General features: G+C 49.8%; 13 protein-coding genes. 9 read left to right on the plus strand and 4 right to left on the minus strand.

Annotation, left to right across the window (positions count from 1 at the left end):
- Window positions 1–243 precede the first annotated feature (243 nt).
- Both EL628_RS12845 and EL628_RS12850 read left to right on the plus strand, forming a co-directional pair.
- Window positions 244–1,638, plus strand: coding sequence for an NfeD family protein (locus EL628_RS12845; protein ID WP_126580339.1), 1,395 nt, complete (start codon window positions 244–246; stop codon window positions 1,636–1,638).
- A gap of 11 nt (window positions 1,639–1,649) precedes the next feature.
- Window positions 1,650–2,492 carry a slipin family protein gene (locus tag EL628_RS12850; RefSeq protein WP_126580340.1) on the plus strand — a complete coding sequence of 281 codons (843 nt, stop codon included), beginning with the start codon at window positions 1,650–1,652 and terminating at the stop codon, window positions 2,490–2,492.
- Between the two features lie 79 nt (window positions 2,493–2,571).
- On the opposite strand, the gene EL628_RS12855 is transcribed toward EL628_RS12850, so the two are convergent.
- Window positions 2,572–3,243, minus strand: a complete 672-nt coding sequence (locus EL628_RS12855; RefSeq protein ID WP_126580341.1) for an orotate phosphoribosyltransferase — start codon at window positions 3,241–3,243, stop codon at window positions 2,572–2,574.
- A 208-nt stretch (window positions 3,244–3,451) separates the two neighbouring features.
- Here EL628_RS12855 and EL628_RS12860 point away from each other — a divergent pair, with 208 nt between their 5' ends.
- Window positions 3,452–5,401 (plus strand): ABC-F family ATP-binding cassette domain-containing protein, encoded by a 1,950-nt coding sequence (locus tag EL628_RS12860; RefSeq protein WP_126580342.1) that lies wholly within the window; start codon window positions 3,452–3,454, stop codon window positions 5,399–5,401.
- A gap of 21 nt (window positions 5,402–5,422) precedes the next feature.
- Here EL628_RS12860 and EL628_RS12865 read toward each other — a convergent pair whose 3' ends face one another.
- Complete coding sequence (locus tag EL628_RS12865) at window positions 5,423–7,306, minus strand: tetratricopeptide repeat protein (RefSeq protein WP_161975472.1); 1,884 nt, start codon at window positions 7,304–7,306, stop codon at window positions 5,423–5,425.
- Between the two features lie 300 nt (window positions 7,307–7,606).
- Between EL628_RS12865 and coaE the strand changes: the two genes are divergently transcribed.
- The 6 genes from coaE (at window position 7,607) to EL628_RS12895 (ending at window position 14,663) form a co-directional block, all read left to right on the plus strand.
- Complete coding sequence (coaE, locus tag EL628_RS12870) at window positions 7,607–8,212, plus strand: dephospho-CoA kinase (RefSeq protein WP_126580344.1); 606 nt, start codon at window positions 7,607–7,609, stop codon at window positions 8,210–8,212.
- Window positions 8,213–8,482: 270 nt separating this feature from the next.
- Window positions 8,483–9,793 carry a branched-chain amino acid ABC transporter substrate-binding protein gene (locus EL628_RS12875; RefSeq protein WP_245994082.1) on the plus strand — a complete coding sequence of 437 codons (1,311 nt, stop codon included), beginning with the start codon at window positions 8,483–8,485 and terminating at the stop codon, window positions 9,791–9,793.
- A gap of 220 nt (window positions 9,794–10,013) precedes the next feature.
- Window positions 10,014–10,958, plus strand: coding sequence for a branched-chain amino acid ABC transporter permease (locus tag EL628_RS12880; protein WP_126580345.1), 945 nt, complete (start codon window positions 10,014–10,016; stop codon window positions 10,956–10,958).
- Window positions 10,959–11,019: 61 nt separating this feature from the next.
- On the plus strand, window positions 11,020–12,993 hold the full coding sequence (locus EL628_RS12885; RefSeq protein ID WP_126580346.1) for a branched-chain amino acid ABC transporter permease: 1,974 nt from the start codon (window positions 11,020–11,022) through the stop codon (window positions 12,991–12,993).
- Between the two features lie 19 nt (window positions 12,994–13,012).
- On the plus strand, window positions 13,013–13,885 hold the full coding sequence (locus EL628_RS12890) for an ABC transporter ATP-binding protein (RefSeq protein ID WP_126580347.1): 873 nt from the start codon (window positions 13,013–13,015) through the stop codon (window positions 13,883–13,885).
- 70 nt (window positions 13,886–13,955) lie between these two features.
- The gene (locus EL628_RS12895; protein WP_126580348.1) at window positions 13,956–14,663 is read left to right on the plus strand and encodes an ABC transporter ATP-binding protein; all 708 of its coding nucleotides are present in this window, start codon (window positions 13,956–13,958) and stop codon (window positions 14,661–14,663) included.
- Between the two features lie 117 nt (window positions 14,664–14,780).
- On the opposite strand, the gene EL628_RS12900 is transcribed toward EL628_RS12895, so the two are convergent.
- Together EL628_RS12900 and EL628_RS12905 are read right to left on the minus strand one after the other, a co-directional pair.
- Entirely contained in the window at window positions 14,781–14,963 is a 183-nt protein-coding gene (locus EL628_RS12900) for a hypothetical protein (RefSeq protein ID WP_126580349.1), read from the minus strand.
- Window positions 14,964–15,110: 147 nt separating this feature from the next.
- A complete protein-coding gene (locus tag EL628_RS12905; RefSeq protein ID WP_126580350.1) occupies window positions 15,111–16,418 on the minus strand; it encodes a TolB-like translocation protein in 1,308 nt (435 codons plus the stop codon).
- Between the last annotated feature and the right edge of the window lie 83 nt (window positions 16,419–16,501).

The raw sequence follows: 16,501 nt of genomic DNA on the forward strand, positions 1-16,501 counted from the left end.
TGTATCAATCGGGTAGAAATCTGGTGTTGGTGGCTATTTCTCTGTGTAGACCAGGACCCCTGCTATCCGATGTGCTTCGCTACAGAGATTTTATAGGAGATGAAACAATGGCAACATGCTTGACAGTTTAATCACAATCTGCTATATTTTTCATAGCAGATTGTGATTTTAAGCACAAGTGATGCCTACCAAAATTTCTTTCTAAATGGGTATATAAGTGTAGAAGCAACAAAGGACAAGAATATGCTGAGGAGCTCTCTTTTTCATGTCTTGCGACGGCTGGTACTCGTTCTTGTTGGTCTGGCGAGCGTTGTGACATTACTTGTAGTCTGGGCTCTGGCTCCTCATGCTGCGCGAGCGGCCTCACCTCATGTTGATGTAGTTGTACTGAACTCCACGATTGATGCGTCATCGTTGCGTTTATTGACCCATGCCATTGATTCTGCCAGACAGGATGGTGCTCGAGCGCTTGTGCTTGAGATTGATACGCCTGGTGGTGATCTTGATTCAATGAAGGCAATGACGCAGTTGGAGTTGGCAAGTTCAGTGCCAATTATCGCGTATGTTTCGCCAACGGGCGGGAGAGCTGCATCGGCAGGAGCATTTGTAGAGCTTTCAGCTCAAGTAGCAGCGATGGCACCTACGACTCGTATTGGTGCATCAAGCCCGGTGACTGGAACAGGGAGTGATCTAGATTCCACGCTGAAGTCAAAGATCGAGAACGATCTGGTTGCATCGATAACCAGCATTCAAGAGCGTTATGGGCGTAATGTGCCACTGGCTACCGCAATGGTTACCGAGGCCAGAGCCTATGATGAGCAGACTGCTACCCAGAATCATCTGGTTGACCTGCAAGCCCCGGATCTACCAGCTCTGCTGACAACGATCGATGGTCGTAGCGTTCAGCTCAATGGCAATCATACAGCAACGCTACAGACCAGTGGAGTAGAGACTGAGATGCTCAGTGCCAGCGCCTGGGATGCCTTTTATTCTCTCTTATTAGATCCAAATATTGTATTTTTGCTGTTTATCGTGGCTTTGTTGGGGCTGTATGTCGAGATCTCGCACCCTGGAGCGATCCTTCCCGGCGTAGTTGGCGCGATTGCTCTCTTGCTCTTTCTGCTGGGTGCTGGCACATTAGCTCCAAATTGGGCCGGGTTAGGATTGATGGTGCTGGCATTTGTCCTTCTGGTGCTTGATGTACGCTTACCTACGCATGGTGTCCTTACCGTAGGAGCTGTCGTCTCTCTTGTCATCGGTTCATTAATCTTCTTTGATTCAGGAACCTCCTATGGAGGAGTCCAGCTCCAACCCTGGCTGGTCTATGTTGCGGCGAGCATGATTGGACTGATTGGTCTCACGCTCGTTATAATCATTGTCCGCGTGCAGCGTTCGCCAGTGCGCAATGGGGTTGAGGGAATGGCTGGGAGATCTGTTGTCTCTATCACTGCGCTTGAGCCAGAAGGTCGGGTCAGTTATGGTGGAGAAAACTGGTCAGCCATCCTTGATCTTCCGACGACCAGTGTTGGTCAGGGAACAGAGTTACAGATCGTCCGCGTTGAAGGCCTGCGTTTAGTGGTTCGGCCACTCTCTGCGATGAGCTCTTCTACATTGGTTCATAATAACGTTAAATTCTAAGGGGGCTGTTTATGGATTCATCGTTTATTGGAGTCCTGATCGGAATCATTCTTGTTGTTCTGATCTTCCTCTTCTTTTCCGCGATCCGTATTGTGCAACAGTACGAGCGTGGCGTCATCTTTGTTCTTGGACGCTTGATTGGTGCCAAAGGACCTGGTCTCTTCCTGGTACCACCATTCATTTCGAGGATGGTAAAGGTCGATCTGCGTATTGTGACATTGAATGTTCCTCCACAAGAGGTGATTTCACGCGATAACGTCACCATCAAAGTAAATGCCGTCGTGTATTTTTATGTCATCAATCCTGAGTTTGCCATTACAAATGTCATCAATTTCGTGCAGGCTACAACACAGATTGCTCAGACAACCTTAAGAAATGTCTTGGGTCAGTCAGATCTGGATGAATTGCTCTCGCAGCGCACCAAGATCAACCAGGAGCTTCAGACGATTATTGATGAGCATACTGAGCGGTGGGGAGTCAAGGTCACGGCGGTTGAGATTAAGGATGTGGAGCTACCCGTGACAATGCAGCGTGCAATGGCCAAGCAGGCTGAGGCTGAGCGTGAAAAACGCGCCAAGATCATTCATGCACAGGGCGAGTTACAGGCTTCGGCACAGCTGGCAGAGGCAGCGCAAGTGATTGGTTCGCAGTCCAGTGCATTGCAACTGCGTTATCTCCAGACGTTAACAGAGATTGCCGTCGAGAAAAATTCGACCATCATCTTCCCACTGCCAATGGATATTATTCAGCCCTTCTTGTCGTCACTGGATCAGAAAGCGGCGTCAAGGCCGGCCCCTGTTGATGGTGCGCGAGATGTGCAGGGCAATGGGAATGCTCAATTGCCGCCGCGTTAGCATGTTTTTGCCTGAGTGCGGCAATAAAAAAAGAGGGGGTGTCGACCATTATGGTCTGAGCCCCCACTTTTTGTCTCTGCTAGAGACCTAGCGTTCCAGTATGATTCTCGCCCTGTTTGGCGCGTAAATACTCCGCACAGGTGCGATAGGTCTCTTCAGGGATGAGACCTTTTGACATATAGTGATTAAGCATAACATCCAGTTTGAGAATACTGATGAGATTGTATCCATGACGCCGTAAACGCTCATTGGCTCCATGTTCGCGGTCGACCAGGACGATCACATCCTTCACCTTCAGCCCATTTTCTTCAAGCAGAGAGGCTGTCTCCAGCACACTGCTTCCGCGTGTGATCAAGTCATCGATGATCAGAGCGGTATCGCCCTCGATAAAACGACCTTCGATACCACGCTTGCCAGTGCCTTCAGGGCGCGTGCGGGCATAGATCAAGGACGTATTGGTTTCAAGGGAATATGCTGTCGCCAGCAAAAGTCCGCCAGCAGGTACACCAGCCACCAGACTAAAGGGGTGAACACGGGGACGACGCAAAGATTGAGCTAATTTAATTTCTTGTTGCATCAGTTTACTGGCAACACGTAAAGCGGTTGGGTTACTGATCAAGACCTTGGGATTGACAAAAACAGGAGAACTCACGGCTGATTCACTGACAGTGAAGTTGCCGAATTGTACGCCACCCAGGTCGAACAGGGTTTGGGCCAACCAGAGATTATCAAGAGACTGCTCTTTCGCCACCTCAGCATCCTTTCTAGCAAAGAAGGATTTTTCTCAGTATACCATATATTTAAAGACGAGAAACCAAAGGTCAGGTCACCTCTCTCGTTTCGCTCCCAGCTCTGGCGAGAATCTCAAAAGCCCTTGCATCAGATACGTTCAAATGGTATGCTAGGCCAAACGTGTGAAGAGAAGAACAGCTGCATTTGATCTATTAGGTGGATACTTCATGGCCATTGTAAACATTTCTCAATTAGGCAAATCATATGGTGCCGACCGCATCTTTTCAGGACTGACATTTCAGATTGAGCCCCAGGATCGAATTGGTCTTGTCGGCCCCAATGGAGCTGGAAAATCAACGATTCTCGAGATCCTGGCCGGGCGGGAAGAGCAAGATGAGGGAACAGTGGCAATTGTTCGCCATACCCGAATCGGCTATCTCACACAGGTAGTGGATTTTCATCCAGCAAATACCCTGCGTGAAGAGATGCTTTCTGTCTTTGCAGAGCTGCGCTCATGGGAGCAGGAGTTGAGCGATCTGGCTGTACGTATGGCAGCACCAGAGGCGCAGAACGATCCTGTTCTCCATGAACAACTCCTGCACCGCTATGCAGATCTCCAATCGCGTTATGAACATGCAGGCGGTTACACCTATGAGAATCGGGTGGAGCAGGTCTTAGATGGCCTGGAATTCACGCGCGAACAGCAGGCTGCTCCCGTGATGCATCTGAGTGGTGGACAGCAGACTCGCGCTTCCTTAGGAAAACTGTTGCTACAAGAGCCAGATCTGTTGCTCCTTGACGAGCCTACCAATCACCTGGATTTAGCGACCCTGGAATGGCTGGAGACCTATCTCTCGACCTGGAAAGGGGCGATCGTGATTGTCGCTCATGATCGTTATTTTCTGGATAAAGTCGTCTCACGTATTGTCGAACTTGCCTTTGGACGCATTGAAGAGTATCCCGGTAACTATACTAAATATTTGAGTCTGCGCGAAGAGCGCATGGAGCGCCGTTTACGCGAGTATGAGGCTCAGCAGGCCTATATTGCCCATACAGAAGAGTTTATTCGGCGCTATAAAGCGGGCCAGCGGAGCCGGGAAGCTCGTGGTCGCCAGACGTTGCTGAATCGAATGGAACGCGTTGAGCGTCCACAGGATCTGCCCGAGATGCACTTTGAGTTTACTCCTATGACTGATAGCGGTCTGGTGGTTATCTCAACTCAGCGTCTGGCCGCTGGCTATGGTGGAGGCTCGAAGAAGCTTGATCCAACGCTTGAACCCAAAGTGCTGTTTGAGGTGGAGGATCTGGAGCTTTTACGTGGTGATCGGGTAGGCCTGATTGGCCCTAATGGAGCCGGGAAGACGACGCTCTTGCGGACGCTAATAGGTGAGCTACCACCAGTGCGCGGGCAGGCCATCATTGGGCATGGGGTCCGTATCGGCTACTACTCACAGACCCATTCGGGTCTGAATATGGAGCGATCTATCATCGATGAAATTCGGCAGGTGAGCGTCCTGAGCGAAGAGGGGGCCCGGAGTTTCTTAGGTCGTTTCCTTTTTAGCGGCGATGATGTATTTAAACAGATAGGCTCTCTAAGTGGTGGCGAAAAGAGCCGGGTAGCTCTAGCTAAACTAACCCTCCAGGGCTCTAATTTTCTTATTCTTGATGAGCCAACCAACCATTTAGACCTGCAATCTCGCCAGTTTCTTGAAGAGGTGCTCAGCGAGTTTGAAGGGACTCTGCTCTTCGTTTCTCACGACCGCTACTTTATTGATAGTCTTGCCACCAAGGTCTGGTCCATTGAAGATGGTGTGCTCATCCCGTATGCTGGAAACTATACCGAATTCCGGAGCAAGAAACAGCATATTGTCCTTGCTTCGGCCACGTCCAATGGGAAATCTGTCAAAGCAGCTGCACCTGCCAGAGCTCCCCAGCCAGCCCCTGCAAAAAATGGAGGGAAAAAAGGGAAGGTCAAAGCGCGCACAGTAGATGATGTGGAGAAAGATATGGAGAAAGCTGAAGGCAAGGTCAAAGAACTGGAAGAAACACTGGCTCAGGCTGCCCTCAATGCCGATGCTGAACAGTTGACGCAACTTTCTGCTGCTTATGAAGAGGCCAGAGCTCGTGTTGACGAACTGTTTGAGGAGTGGGAGCGTTTATCGGATGTTGCCAGCTAAGGCTGGCAACATCCTGGTCGTTTACTGCTTTTTACGGCGTGCACGTGTGACTGCTCCTGCTACGCCACTGACCAGCGTGATCAGGAAGGGAAGGCTGACCGCCATTGCCAGCCAGAGTACCAGCATGAATAGTGGTAGCACCTGAGAATGGATAATGGGAAGAAACTGATCCTTATTGGTCCCCTGTAAGATGGCATACACCTTCCGAAAGCGGAGAAGATACACAAGACCAAGAATTATTCCTGCAAAGAGCGCATGAAGCAAAGCAATTCCCAATGCCACGAGCCCGCGACGGAAGGCGCTGATCGCCGAACTAACACAGATCAGAGCCAGACCGATGCTCATCAACCCATTGCCGATGGATGGCGAGAGATGGGAAGAGAGAAGTGGAAGGATTGCCCCCAAACTTCCCACCACAAGCCCAAGAAGATGGAGCCCTATCCCACTAAAAAAAATCTTTCGGGCGCTCTGAGGTTTCGCAACGGCTGCAAGTTGAAACTTACTCACACTCTGTTTGCCTGCCTGGCTCTGTCCAAGGGCAATATTTGCCGTAATCGTATTTTTGATGACATACGATTCAGGATTTTGCGCATCTAACTCTAACGAACGTTCAATCGCTGCCAGTGCAGCCTGGTGCTGACCCACATTACTGAGTAAGACTGCCCTCATGCTCCATGCGATAGGATTGGTGGGCATAGACTGCCCCATCTGATCCACCACCAGTAGCGCCTCTTGATACCGTCCTGCGGTTCCCAGCAATTGTGCTTTAAGAATCAGTGCTTCTTGATACGTTGGATCAATATGCAGAGCCTGTTCTGCCAGATTGAATGCTTCTCCAAAATTTTGCGCTTGAAAGAACTGTTGGGCTCGTTCAATCAATTGTTGACATTGTTGTTGTCGGCGTGAATCAAGGGATGAAGGCATCAGCATATCAGTTGTTGACGAGCTGAAGCCCGCTGTGGAGCCCGTTGCGGCATACACCTGTTCTGCGAGATTGACGGCGCCAGTTGTTTGTTGGCTTCTCAGACCAGCTTTACTCAACAGACCAGAACCGCCGGTGGAGCTGCTTGCGGGAGATGCAGCTATCGCGGGCTCAGCTATGTGTTGAGAAGCCAGCGTTCCTACGAGAAGGAGCGGAGACGTCTGTTGTCCAAACAGCTGTGGTCGCTGCTGTTCGCTCAGATTTGCAAAGAGGTAGCTATGGAGTGTTGGAAGGAGAATATTGCCAGTTCCAGCCTCCTGGGCAGGGCCACAGACCCCAAGAATAAAACGATGAGCCAGAAACCCCAGACCTCTTTCACCCGTTTCAGGAGCTCGTTCATTGCCCCGGCAAGAGCACATAAAAAGCCGATCCGGCATTTTTTGGAGTGCACCGAGAACATTCGGGCCAAGTAGTGGTTTAGAGTCGTAAGGAGTTGAGCGCCGCATCTGCCACATCTGCCCATTCTGAAAGCAGTCAATCATACAGAGAATGTGACTGGCCTTACTGGCAGCAAGCACCTGCTGGACAAAAGAGTTCAAGTGGAGACAGGTGGTAGGATCGTTTGCGCGGCTATTAGTCAGAGCGAGGTAGCCCTCACCATTGGCATCACTGACGAGAGCATGTCCCGCAAAATAGATGAGAATACTATCGCCAGGCTCAGCTTTATGGAGACAGATCTGGGTAATAACTCCTTCGAGCAATTCCCGTGTAGCATGTTGACCCTGGATAAGTTGGACATCAGGGGGAGCCCATTTACCGCCTTTGCTATTCACTAACCACTGAGCGAGGGCGCGAGCGTCATTTTCTGCATAATGTAGCGTTTGAAACGCCGGATCTTGGTACTGATTTACGCCAATAATGAGCCCGAGATGTCGTACTGTGGGCTGTCTAGAGTTCTCTATCGGCAACTTTCCAGAATACATAGCGATCCTTCCAGTTTTGTTTTTGTGGCATGTCCAGGTCTTCCATGAGCAGATCTTCATGGTTCGACAGATGAGGAGCCTTGTAGAGCGTTTAGAGGACCTGTATAATCTTTCTCTATCAACGTTTACAACACTCTATGTGTCATACCACAACGCAAGTATACACCATTTGTGGTGAGAACATCAGAACGGAGTGACCTTTTTCCTGCTTGCCTCTTAGCCTCTTTGGAAGATGCGCTTGTGGAAAAGGGATTGAAAATCCTTTCGCTCTCTATCTGTTAGCTGAATGAGGAGAAAAAGATGAGTCGTGTGCTTGGACTGACTGGGAATATTGCCAGTGGCAAAACGACCGTAGGGCAGTTGCTGGTAAAAGCAGGAGCTGAACGTTACATTGATGCTGATGCACTGGTACATCAATTGTATCGTCCGAACCAGATCATTACGCGTGCAGTAGCTGCACAATTTGGCGAACAGATGCTCGCTGAGGATGGGGGTGTTGATCGCAAGGCGTTGGGGGCACTGGTCTTTCACGATCAGGATGCCATGCAACGTCTGGAACGTATTGTGCATCCAGCCGTCCATCGGGTGATGGAGCAAGAATTGGGTCTGGTCAGTGAGAAAGGGATAGCCGTACTGGATGCCGTCAAATTACTGGAGGGAGGATCAGCAGCCTACTGCCAGAGTATCTGGCTGGTTCTTTGTCCGCCGGAGCAGTCACGGCAGAGATTGATGATCCGTAATAATTTGACGCTTGAGCAGGCTGAAGCACGATTACAGGCACAGCCAGATAGAACGATGGCCTACTCGTTTGTGGATGAGATAATCCGCAATGAGGGAACATTGCAACAGTTAGAAGAGCAGGTGGAAGCGGCATTTCAGCGTTTTGTACAGAAATTTCCTGGTTAAACAGGCTCCATTTGCGATGCCAGCGATTGTGAAATGAATAAATAGAAACAGGAGAGGATAAATTCTAAACGACGGGATATAGTTTTATATTTTTCAATATGGTGAATAGAGAAGCTCAGAAATGAGATGTTTTAGTAAGGCTGTGAGATTTCTTTTATTTCTAACGTATAACTAGTTAAAGAGGGAAAGTAGTGGTCAGGATGGTTGCCATTATCATCTTTCGCCTATTTTTTATCTTCTGCGTACTGTTTTTTTAAGGAGGCTAACTTCATGGTGCAAAAGCGTTTAGCGCGTATTTTTGCTCTGTCTCTGAGTGTCCCCCTGCTTCTTGGTACCCTGGCGGCCTGTGGCGCCGGGACAAGTTCGGGTTCAACAAGCAACAATGATGTCGTGACCATTAAAGTTGCGACGGAACTGCCTGTTTCTGGTAAAGATACGAGTAGTGGTAAACCTACGGAGAATGGTGCTCATGTAGCGGTTGATGAGCTTCAGAATTCAATTCCTGGGTACAAAATTGTGTTTGAAGCGAAAGACGACGTTGGTTCAGCCGGTACAAATGATCCGACTGTTGGTGCGCAGAACATAAAATCCTTAATCACCGATACTCAGGTAGCTGGTGTGGTAGGACCGTTCAACAGCGGTGTAGCCAAAGCCGAGATGCCTGATGCCAACAATGCCCCTCTTGCTCTGATCAGCCCATCAAACACCAATCAGTGTTTGACGCAAGAGAATCCCGACATTGGTTGTAAAGGCAGCAATGATCTCGTTCCGACTCTGCGCCCAACCGGGAAAGTCACCTACTTCCGTATCGCGACCACTGATGACCACCAGGGTCCAGCGAACGCTGACTACCTGTATAAAGAGGCTAACCTGAACCTGAAGAAGGCGTATGTCATTGATGACACCACCGTCTATGGTGTTGGTATTGCCACCACTTTCTCCAATGAGTGGACCAAACTGGGTGGAACCGTTCTTGGCCGCAGCAGCGAGCCCAGCACGACTACCTCCTATGTCTCTCTGTTGACCGATATCGCCTCCAAACAACCAGATGTGATCTACTTTGGCGGAACAGATGCCAATGGTGGATTAAGCGTCCGTCAGCAGATGCAGCAGGTTCCCGCCTTGAAGAACACCGTGTATGCTGGTGGTGATGGTCTGGTAACCGACACCTTTGCAACAACTATTGGAACAACTGGCGGCCCAGTTTTCGGTACAGTCGCCTCATCTGATTCCTCGAAGAACCCGAATTACCAGAAGTTCTTAGACTCATACAAGAAATATGGTGATATTGGTTCGTACAGTGCAGCCGGGTATGACTGCATGAAGATCTTGATCAATGCTATCCATAAAGCCATTGATGCTGGCGCCAAACCTGCTGCAAGTGGTGATACTGAGGCAGCCAAGAAGTTCCGCCAGGCAGTTATTGATCAGATTCAGAAGACGAGCTACGACGGCCTGACCGGTCATCACAGCTTTGATGTGAATGGAGATACCACCAATAAAGTGATCACCATTCAGCAGATTGAGACTGTTGATGGGAAGGCAGCCTGGAAGATCCTCAAGTCTGTTACCGTTGCCTAAACTATCCTGATGCGCACGTGTAAGCGCAGTGCTTTTTTTGAGAGAGGCCAGCACATGAATGAACGAGATGCTTCATGCGCTAGCCTCTCTTGTCTCTAAGGGGAAGTTTGGACAACTCCTCTTTTTTTCACTCCTCCGCTTCATTGCAAAGAGTAGCGATATGCGCTATCACGTCTTTTTTACAGTTATTGTTATGGGTAGGAAGGGGATCTAGTAAAAAATGAATACGACCCTGATCTTACAGGAGCTAATTGTTGGTCTGGCAACAGGGGCTATTTATTCTCTCATTGCTCTTGGATATACCATGGTCTATGGTATTATTGAGCTGATCAATTTTGCGCATGGCGATGTTTTTATGATTGGTTCTCTGATGGCCATTGCTGTCATGAGTCTGTTAGGGATAAATGCCGCCTCACCCCCAGTCGGTTTTGCACTGGTTGCTATTCTGCTTTTTGTCTGTGTAGCTACCATGGTAATCTGTGCTCTGCTTGGGGTTGCTATTGAACGGGTAGCCTATCGTCCGTTGCGCAATGCTCCTCGCCTTGCCCCATTGATCTCTGCTATTGGGATCTCTTTGATTCTCGAAGATGTTGGTAAGCTCTGGAAGGGTGTGACCTACGTTCCTTTTCCACAAATTTTTCCGCAAGTAACCTATACACTTGGTCCTCTTTCGATTAATGCCGTCGACATCTTTGTGTTTGTTGTCGCCTGTGTTCTCATGGTCGTCCTCCAGTGGTTTGTGCAGGGGACGAGCATTGGTCGTGCGATGCGTGCCGTAGCTCAGGATCGTGAGGCAGCAGCGTTGATGGGAGTCAACGTTGATCGGATTATTGCCATTACGTTCTTTATTGGAGCGGCCCTGGCTGGAGCAGCGGGCTTCATCTATGGGTTGAAATATGGAAGCACAATCTTCTATATTGGCTACCGCTATGGCTTAATTGCGTTTACTGCCGCAGTTCTGGGTGGTATTGGCAATATCTTTGGCGCAATGGTGGGAGGTATTGTGATCGGAATTATTGAGGCTGAAGCAAGCCTTATTTCGGACTCTATCCTGCCTCATGGTGGTTCGGCCTGGTCTGGTGCAATCATCTTTGCCATCCTCATTTTGATCCTCATCTTCCGTCCTTCTGGCCTCTTTGGTCAGCATACTCCAGACAAGGTGTAGCAGGATTGTTCCGATTGGTTTATGCCGGAATTGCTAGTGTCAGAAGAGAGGTAGTACGATTGTGTCTAAGGTAGCCAAGTCTCGAAGTTTGCTTCCATCATCGGAGATGATGCCCTTGCTGGTGAAGTGGATTGTGGCCCTGCTGGTGCCACTTGTCGTCTTTACCTTTGTCTGGGCTGGTGAAGGAATCATTAATAACGCGTTGTTGGGTCTGCTATTTGGAGTAAAGACTGAGTATGAATCCACCACGCTCATCTTTGCAGCCATTTTTACCATTGTGTTTTATGCAACTATGCTTGGTCTGGTTGGCTACATGGTTGCGGCTGATAGTGGTCAGCGTTCGATGTATTCGCTCTGGTTGGATATTGCCATTTTTGTGCTGGTCCCGTTGCTGTTGATTATTACGAACGGGCTGGTGCTGGGCCTGAGTTTGAGCGTTATTGCCTGGGTGATCTACTTTCTGATTCGTAATCGCATTCTTAAGAGTCGCTCCGAGGTCGTCTCGCCATTACCGAGTGTTTCAGCCTTAGATGAGATGCAACGTCTCAGCCTGGTTCATCGAGCGCGTCTGGCGGGCTTCTGGTTTGCGGTGATCTTTGCGGTGATTGCACTGGTTGCGGATATCATTTTTCTGCTTACAGGTGATCTACCAGCGGATCTGCTGATCTGGGTTGTCGCTCGCACACTGGTGCTTCCGGTGGCAGGCTATCTGCTGGGCCAATTGGGAGGACGATTTGCGCTGCGTTTTGCACTCTCTCCGAAAGATGAGGAGTCAGGTGTCAAAAAAGAGCAGCAGTTAGAGGTGTTGTCCAGGACACGTGTGCGTGAAGAAGCGAAAGATCTGGTCCCCAACGCATTGCCATTGCGAAGTACGGGGGCGCAGCGCTTCTATGTCCTGTTGCTCACAGCCTTCTTACTCTTCTATCCGTTTATCGACCGTTTTCTGTTTGGCGTAGGGACCGAGGGGCGCCTGGCGAGTTATGGTGACGCCGGATATTATGTCATTCTGGCCCTGGGTCTCAATATTGTTGTTGGCTTTGCGGGACTTCTCGATCTTGGCTATGTGGCCTTCTTTGCAATAGGTGCCTATCTATGGGGACTGGTGGGTTCGATCCAGTTTCAGGTTCTGACTGGCATTCACATGGACCTGACATTGACCTCATGGCTCTTCTGGCCACTCTTGATCGTGGCGGCTCTGATTACGGCCCTCTTTGGTGTCTTGCTGGGTGCTCCAACGCTGCGTTTGAAGGGAGATTACCTGGCGATTGTGACCCTTGGATTTGGCGAGATTGTGCCGGTTGTGCTGTTGGAGTTAGATAAATACACAAATGGGACGAATGGTCTGATCGGTATTCGCAAGCCAGCTTTTCCTGGTGCAGACTGGACAACGTCGCTACCATTCTATTACTTGATCTTAGCGCTCATTGTGCTGGTCGTGTTTGCCAATATTCGGCTCCGTGATTCGCGCCTGGGGAGAGCCTGGGTCGCCATTCGCGAGGATGAGATTGCCGCCTCCTCTTCGGGCATCAATCTGGTGAATACCAAACTGTTTGCGTTTGCTGCTGGCGCCTTCTTTTCAGGTATTGCAGGCGTCTATCATGCCGCTAAATTGGGCTCGATCTCGCCAGATATGTTTAGCTTTGGCGACTCTGTGATCTATCTAGCCATGGTCGTTATTGGCGGTATCGGCAGTATTCCAGGGGTTATTGTGGGGGCGCTCGTCGTCTATGCGCTGAACCAGTTTGTGATTGCGCAGTTAGATACCTTTGCCACTGATCCCACGAGCTTCATCAACCCCATTTATACGTTCATTGTGAAATATGTGCCAGGCTTTACCTTTGGCAATATTCGTAACCTGCTCTTTGGCATCATTCTCGTGCTGGTCATGATCTTCCGCCCAGAGGGCTTTATCCCCAGTGCACGCCGGAGACGCGAACTGCATAAGGTGGATGCGGCAACCGAAGAGGTTCCTATTGATGCCCTGGATGCCAATCCTGGGACCTCTGAGTTTGAATCAAGCGTACAGGTTGAGTAGCCAGATTGGAGGACGTCGTATGAGTGTAACGCATGTAGAGCCAGCGGGTGAGGCCGGAAATGCTTCGGCTACACCCTTGCTTGATTTAAGTCAGGTCACGAAGCGTTTTGGTGGGTTGATCGCCGTTCAGGACGTTGATCTAAAGATCCATCCAGGTGAGATTGTCAGTGTCATTGGTCCTAATGGTGCTGGTAAGACGACCGTTTTCAATCTCATCACTGGTATCTATCGTCCAACGACTGGCGATATTCGTGTGGATGGACGATCGATTGTTGGATTGAACCCTGATCAGGTCTTGAAGCGTGGATTGGCGCGGACATTTCAAAATATTCGCCTCTTTAATGGGATGACAGTATTAGAGAATGTGCTGGTTGGTCAGCATACGAGGCTGCATGCAGGAGTTCTTGGCTCGCTCCTTCGTATCCCCAGTGTCAAGCGAGAAGAGGCTGAGGCGCGTCATCGTGCATTGGAGCTACTCTCCTTCTTTGGTACCTCGCTGGTCGAGCGTCAGGATGAGTACGTTATTAATCTCTCGTATGCGGAGCGAAGGCGCGTTGAGATTGCGCGAGCATTGGCCTCTCAGCCAAAGTTGCTCTTGCTGGATGAGCCGACGGCGGGGATGAATGAGGTTGAGACGCAAGAAGCCGTGAAGTATATTCGACGCCTGCGCGATGAGCTCGGTGTGGCTATTCTCCTCATTGAGCATAAATTGACGGTAACTATGGGGCTCTCAGATCGCATTGCTGTGCTGGATTATGGAAAAAAAATTGTTGAAGGGCTGCCAGATGAGGTACGCCATGATGAGCGTGTCATCGAAGCGTATCTGGGAACAGCTTCACGAACGAATCCTGAATCTTTTCAACATTCTTCTGCGCCGGTAGAAAATGAATAGCAGCGCGGTCCATGTGGGCTGGAGGCAAGACGAGATCGTTGCTTAGATAGGAACTTGTACGAGGTCGCGAATGTTAGAACTAGTGAATATAAATACCTACTATGGTCCCAGCCATGTGTTGCAGAATGTGTCATTTGAGGTGAAGAAAGGGGAGATTGTCTGTCTGCTGGGGGCCAATGCTGCTGGTAAGACCACAACAATGAAGACTATTTTTGGACTGGTGCGTCCCAAAAGTGGATCTGTTCTGTTTGAAGAGAAGCCAATTGAGCGAACCTTAACGGGCGATATTGTGAAATCTGGCATGGCACTGGTGCCAGAGGCACGACGCATTTTTCCACGTATGTCTGTCCTGGAGAACCTTGAGCTAGGCGCATATACCCGCCGCAATCGTGTAGAAGTGCGGGAAGATATGGAACGAGTCTGCCAGATTTTTCCTCGTGTGCGAGACCGTTTGAAACAAGTTGCTGGCACGATGTCTGGCGGTGAGCAACAGATGTTGGCGATGGCGCGTGCTCTGATGTCTCGCCCTCGTATGCTGTGTATGGATGAGCCATCAATGGGATTATCACCGATGCTGGTTGAGACCGTCTTTGATACTATTTTACGGATTCGAGAAGAGGGTGTGACAATCTTTCTGGTAGAGCAGAATGCTTCAATGGCCCTGAGCCTGGCCGATCGTGGCTATGTATTGCAAACAGGGAAGATCGTATTGAGCGATTCAGCCAAAAATCTGTTAACCAATGACCTGGTGCGTCAGGCCTATCTGGGTGGCGAGTAAAGACTTCTCATGTGGTGCGGCCTATAGAGGCGGGTGGCAGGGAGGCGAGGGCTCACTGCGGCAACTGGGCATCCACCTGAACCCCGGCAGGGAAGGTGGATGCCTGTTGGCCCGCATTTACTTTTCATCCAGCTTGCGATGGAGATCTTTAATTTTTTGGATCACTTCCTTGAGCGTGCTTACTCCCAGATCCTCCATATCTTCTTGCAGGCTTTCCAGTCGTTCGAGTAGCTCGAAATCATCGTATTCGTCGGTGATAGTCTCTTCTTCCTCTAACAACTCTTTATCTTTATTGGTCATGAAACGCTCTCCTTTGAAAAATGAATCTATTTGCACTGTGGTGGCAGGCACTATCTGTCAGGTTGACAGAGAATAGCTAAAGCTCAATCAGGATCAGAATACGTACGCTCTCCTGGAGAAAGATGATATCTCTTCCCAATGGAGATGCTAATAGAGAAACGACGTATTGGGGTCCTGGTAGCTCCAACCAACCTGTGTATCATTCCCTTTATCAACCAGTGTTGGGGGGTCCTGTGGTGAGCCCTGCGCATCGACGGTCAGGGTATACAAGCCTTTTGCCAGCGTTTTTGTTCGCCCATTGGTCAAAAAAGCAAGATGGCGGCTATCGGAGGCCCAGAGATTATTTGTAGCAGGCTGTAAAAGCGTCTGTACAGTTATCTGAGCGGTCTGTGCACCTCCTGTGGTTGTGGCATCGGCAGTATCGCTGACGACGATCTTCTGCTGATGATTTGAGAGATTCATTACCGTTAGCGTATGTGGTCCATCGAGCAGCAGGAAATGGCTGTCAGGTGACCAATACACAGCGGCTTCTTTTTCACCTGAAAATGAGAAACTCATCAGATCATGACCAGTGAGAGTCTCTGGTATAGTCACGAACGTATAGGTTGAATCGCTCCGATAAAGCACTGCCTTGCCATCAGGTGACCAGGAAAATTGTTCACATGTGCAGTCAGCAATAACGGTCGTCTGACCCGTGAGGTCGGCCAAAATAAGATGGATGCTGTGTGAAGATGAGCCTGAATCTGGCAGCGCATACAGATAACTCTGATTTTGATGGTGCGGGCGCCAGAGGATACGTTCTAATGAAGCGATCAGTGGGTGGCCAGCCAGAGCTTCATGGGTCAGCGCCTGACGTTCAGTACCGGCAAGCGTTGTGGTAAAGATCCCTTGCTCATCGTTGCCGACCAGTCTGGGCGTTCTGTCATCATAGGAGAGCGAAGGGATTGAATAGCTATCAGGAAAGGACTTGACCGCGATCCCACCCGGTTGATCATTCTGTGAGATCCACCAGGCATTATTAAGCGGATTCCCAGTTGTCTCTACTGTACTCTGTCGGTAGATCAGGCGTGTCCCTGTAGGGGTCCATTGAGCATTGCTGTAGCGCACAGAGGCATTTGAGAACGCAATGGGAATAGGAGTGCCCCCATCAACGCCTAGCGTATTGATTGTACCTGGAAGATCAGGAATGAGACCAGTCGCAGACTGATGCGAAAGAGACTTTCCTTTCGCTGTGTGGGCAAAGCTGCTATCCAATGTCCGGTAGGCCAGAATCTGATGTGTCGGTGACCAGCTATACCCAATCACAGGGTCCCCCTGTGACACGATAGCAAAGGCATTCGCGCCATCTGGATCAACCGTCCAGAGTTGCCCATCGCGTAGAAATGTCAGGATAGTGCTGCCCAGATGGCCTGGCTTGCACGCAGCCAGACTCATACTAACAAGCAATAGCAGCAAAACAAGGCGTTGCTTCTTCATATACTGGAGTATGCGAGGAGGAGAGAAAAATGTCAAGTAGGAAAGGAGACGGTGGCGATGAA

Source organism: Tengunoibacter tsumagoiensis (assembly GCF_003967535.1).
Lineage (GTDB): Bacteria > Chloroflexota > Ktedonobacteria > Ktedonobacterales > Ktedonobacteraceae > Tengunoibacter > Tengunoibacter tsumagoiensis.

What these genes read in the sequence shown, in the direction of transcription:
- EL628_RS12845 (WP_126580339.1), top strand. Translation starts at nt 244, where the DNA reads ATGCTGAGGAGCTCTCTTTTTCATGTCTTGCGACGGCTGGTACTCGTT.
- EL628_RS12850 (WP_126580340.1), top strand. Translation starts at nt 1,650, where the DNA reads ATGGATTCATCGTTTATTGGAGTCCTGATCGGAATCATTCTTGTTGTT.
- EL628_RS12860 (WP_126580342.1), top strand. Translation starts at nt 3,452, where the DNA reads ATGGCCATTGTAAACATTTCTCAATTAGGCAAATCATATGGTGCCGAC.
- EL628_RS12865 (WP_161975472.1), bottom strand. Translation starts at nt 7,306, where the DNA reads ATGTATTCTGGAAAGTTGCCGATAGAGAACTCTAGACAGCCCACAGTA.
- coaE (WP_126580344.1), top strand. Translation starts at nt 7,607, where the DNA reads ATGAGTCGTGTGCTTGGACTGACTGGGAATATTGCCAGTGGCAAAACG.
- EL628_RS12875 (WP_245994082.1), top strand. Translation starts at nt 8,483, where the DNA reads ATGGTGCAAAAGCGTTTAGCGCGTATTTTTGCTCTGTCTCTGAGTGTC.
- EL628_RS12880 (WP_126580345.1), top strand. Translation starts at nt 10,014, where the DNA reads ATGAATACGACCCTGATCTTACAGGAGCTAATTGTTGGTCTGGCAACA.
- EL628_RS12890 (WP_126580347.1), top strand. Translation starts at nt 13,013, where the DNA reads ATGAGTGTAACGCATGTAGAGCCAGCGGGTGAGGCCGGAAATGCTTCG.
- EL628_RS12895 (WP_126580348.1), top strand. Translation starts at nt 13,956, where the DNA reads ATGTTAGAACTAGTGAATATAAATACCTACTATGGTCCCAGCCATGTG.
- EL628_RS12900 (WP_126580349.1), bottom strand. Translation starts at nt 14,963, where the DNA reads ATGACCAATAAAGATAAAGAGTTGTTAGAGGAAGAAGAGACTATCACC.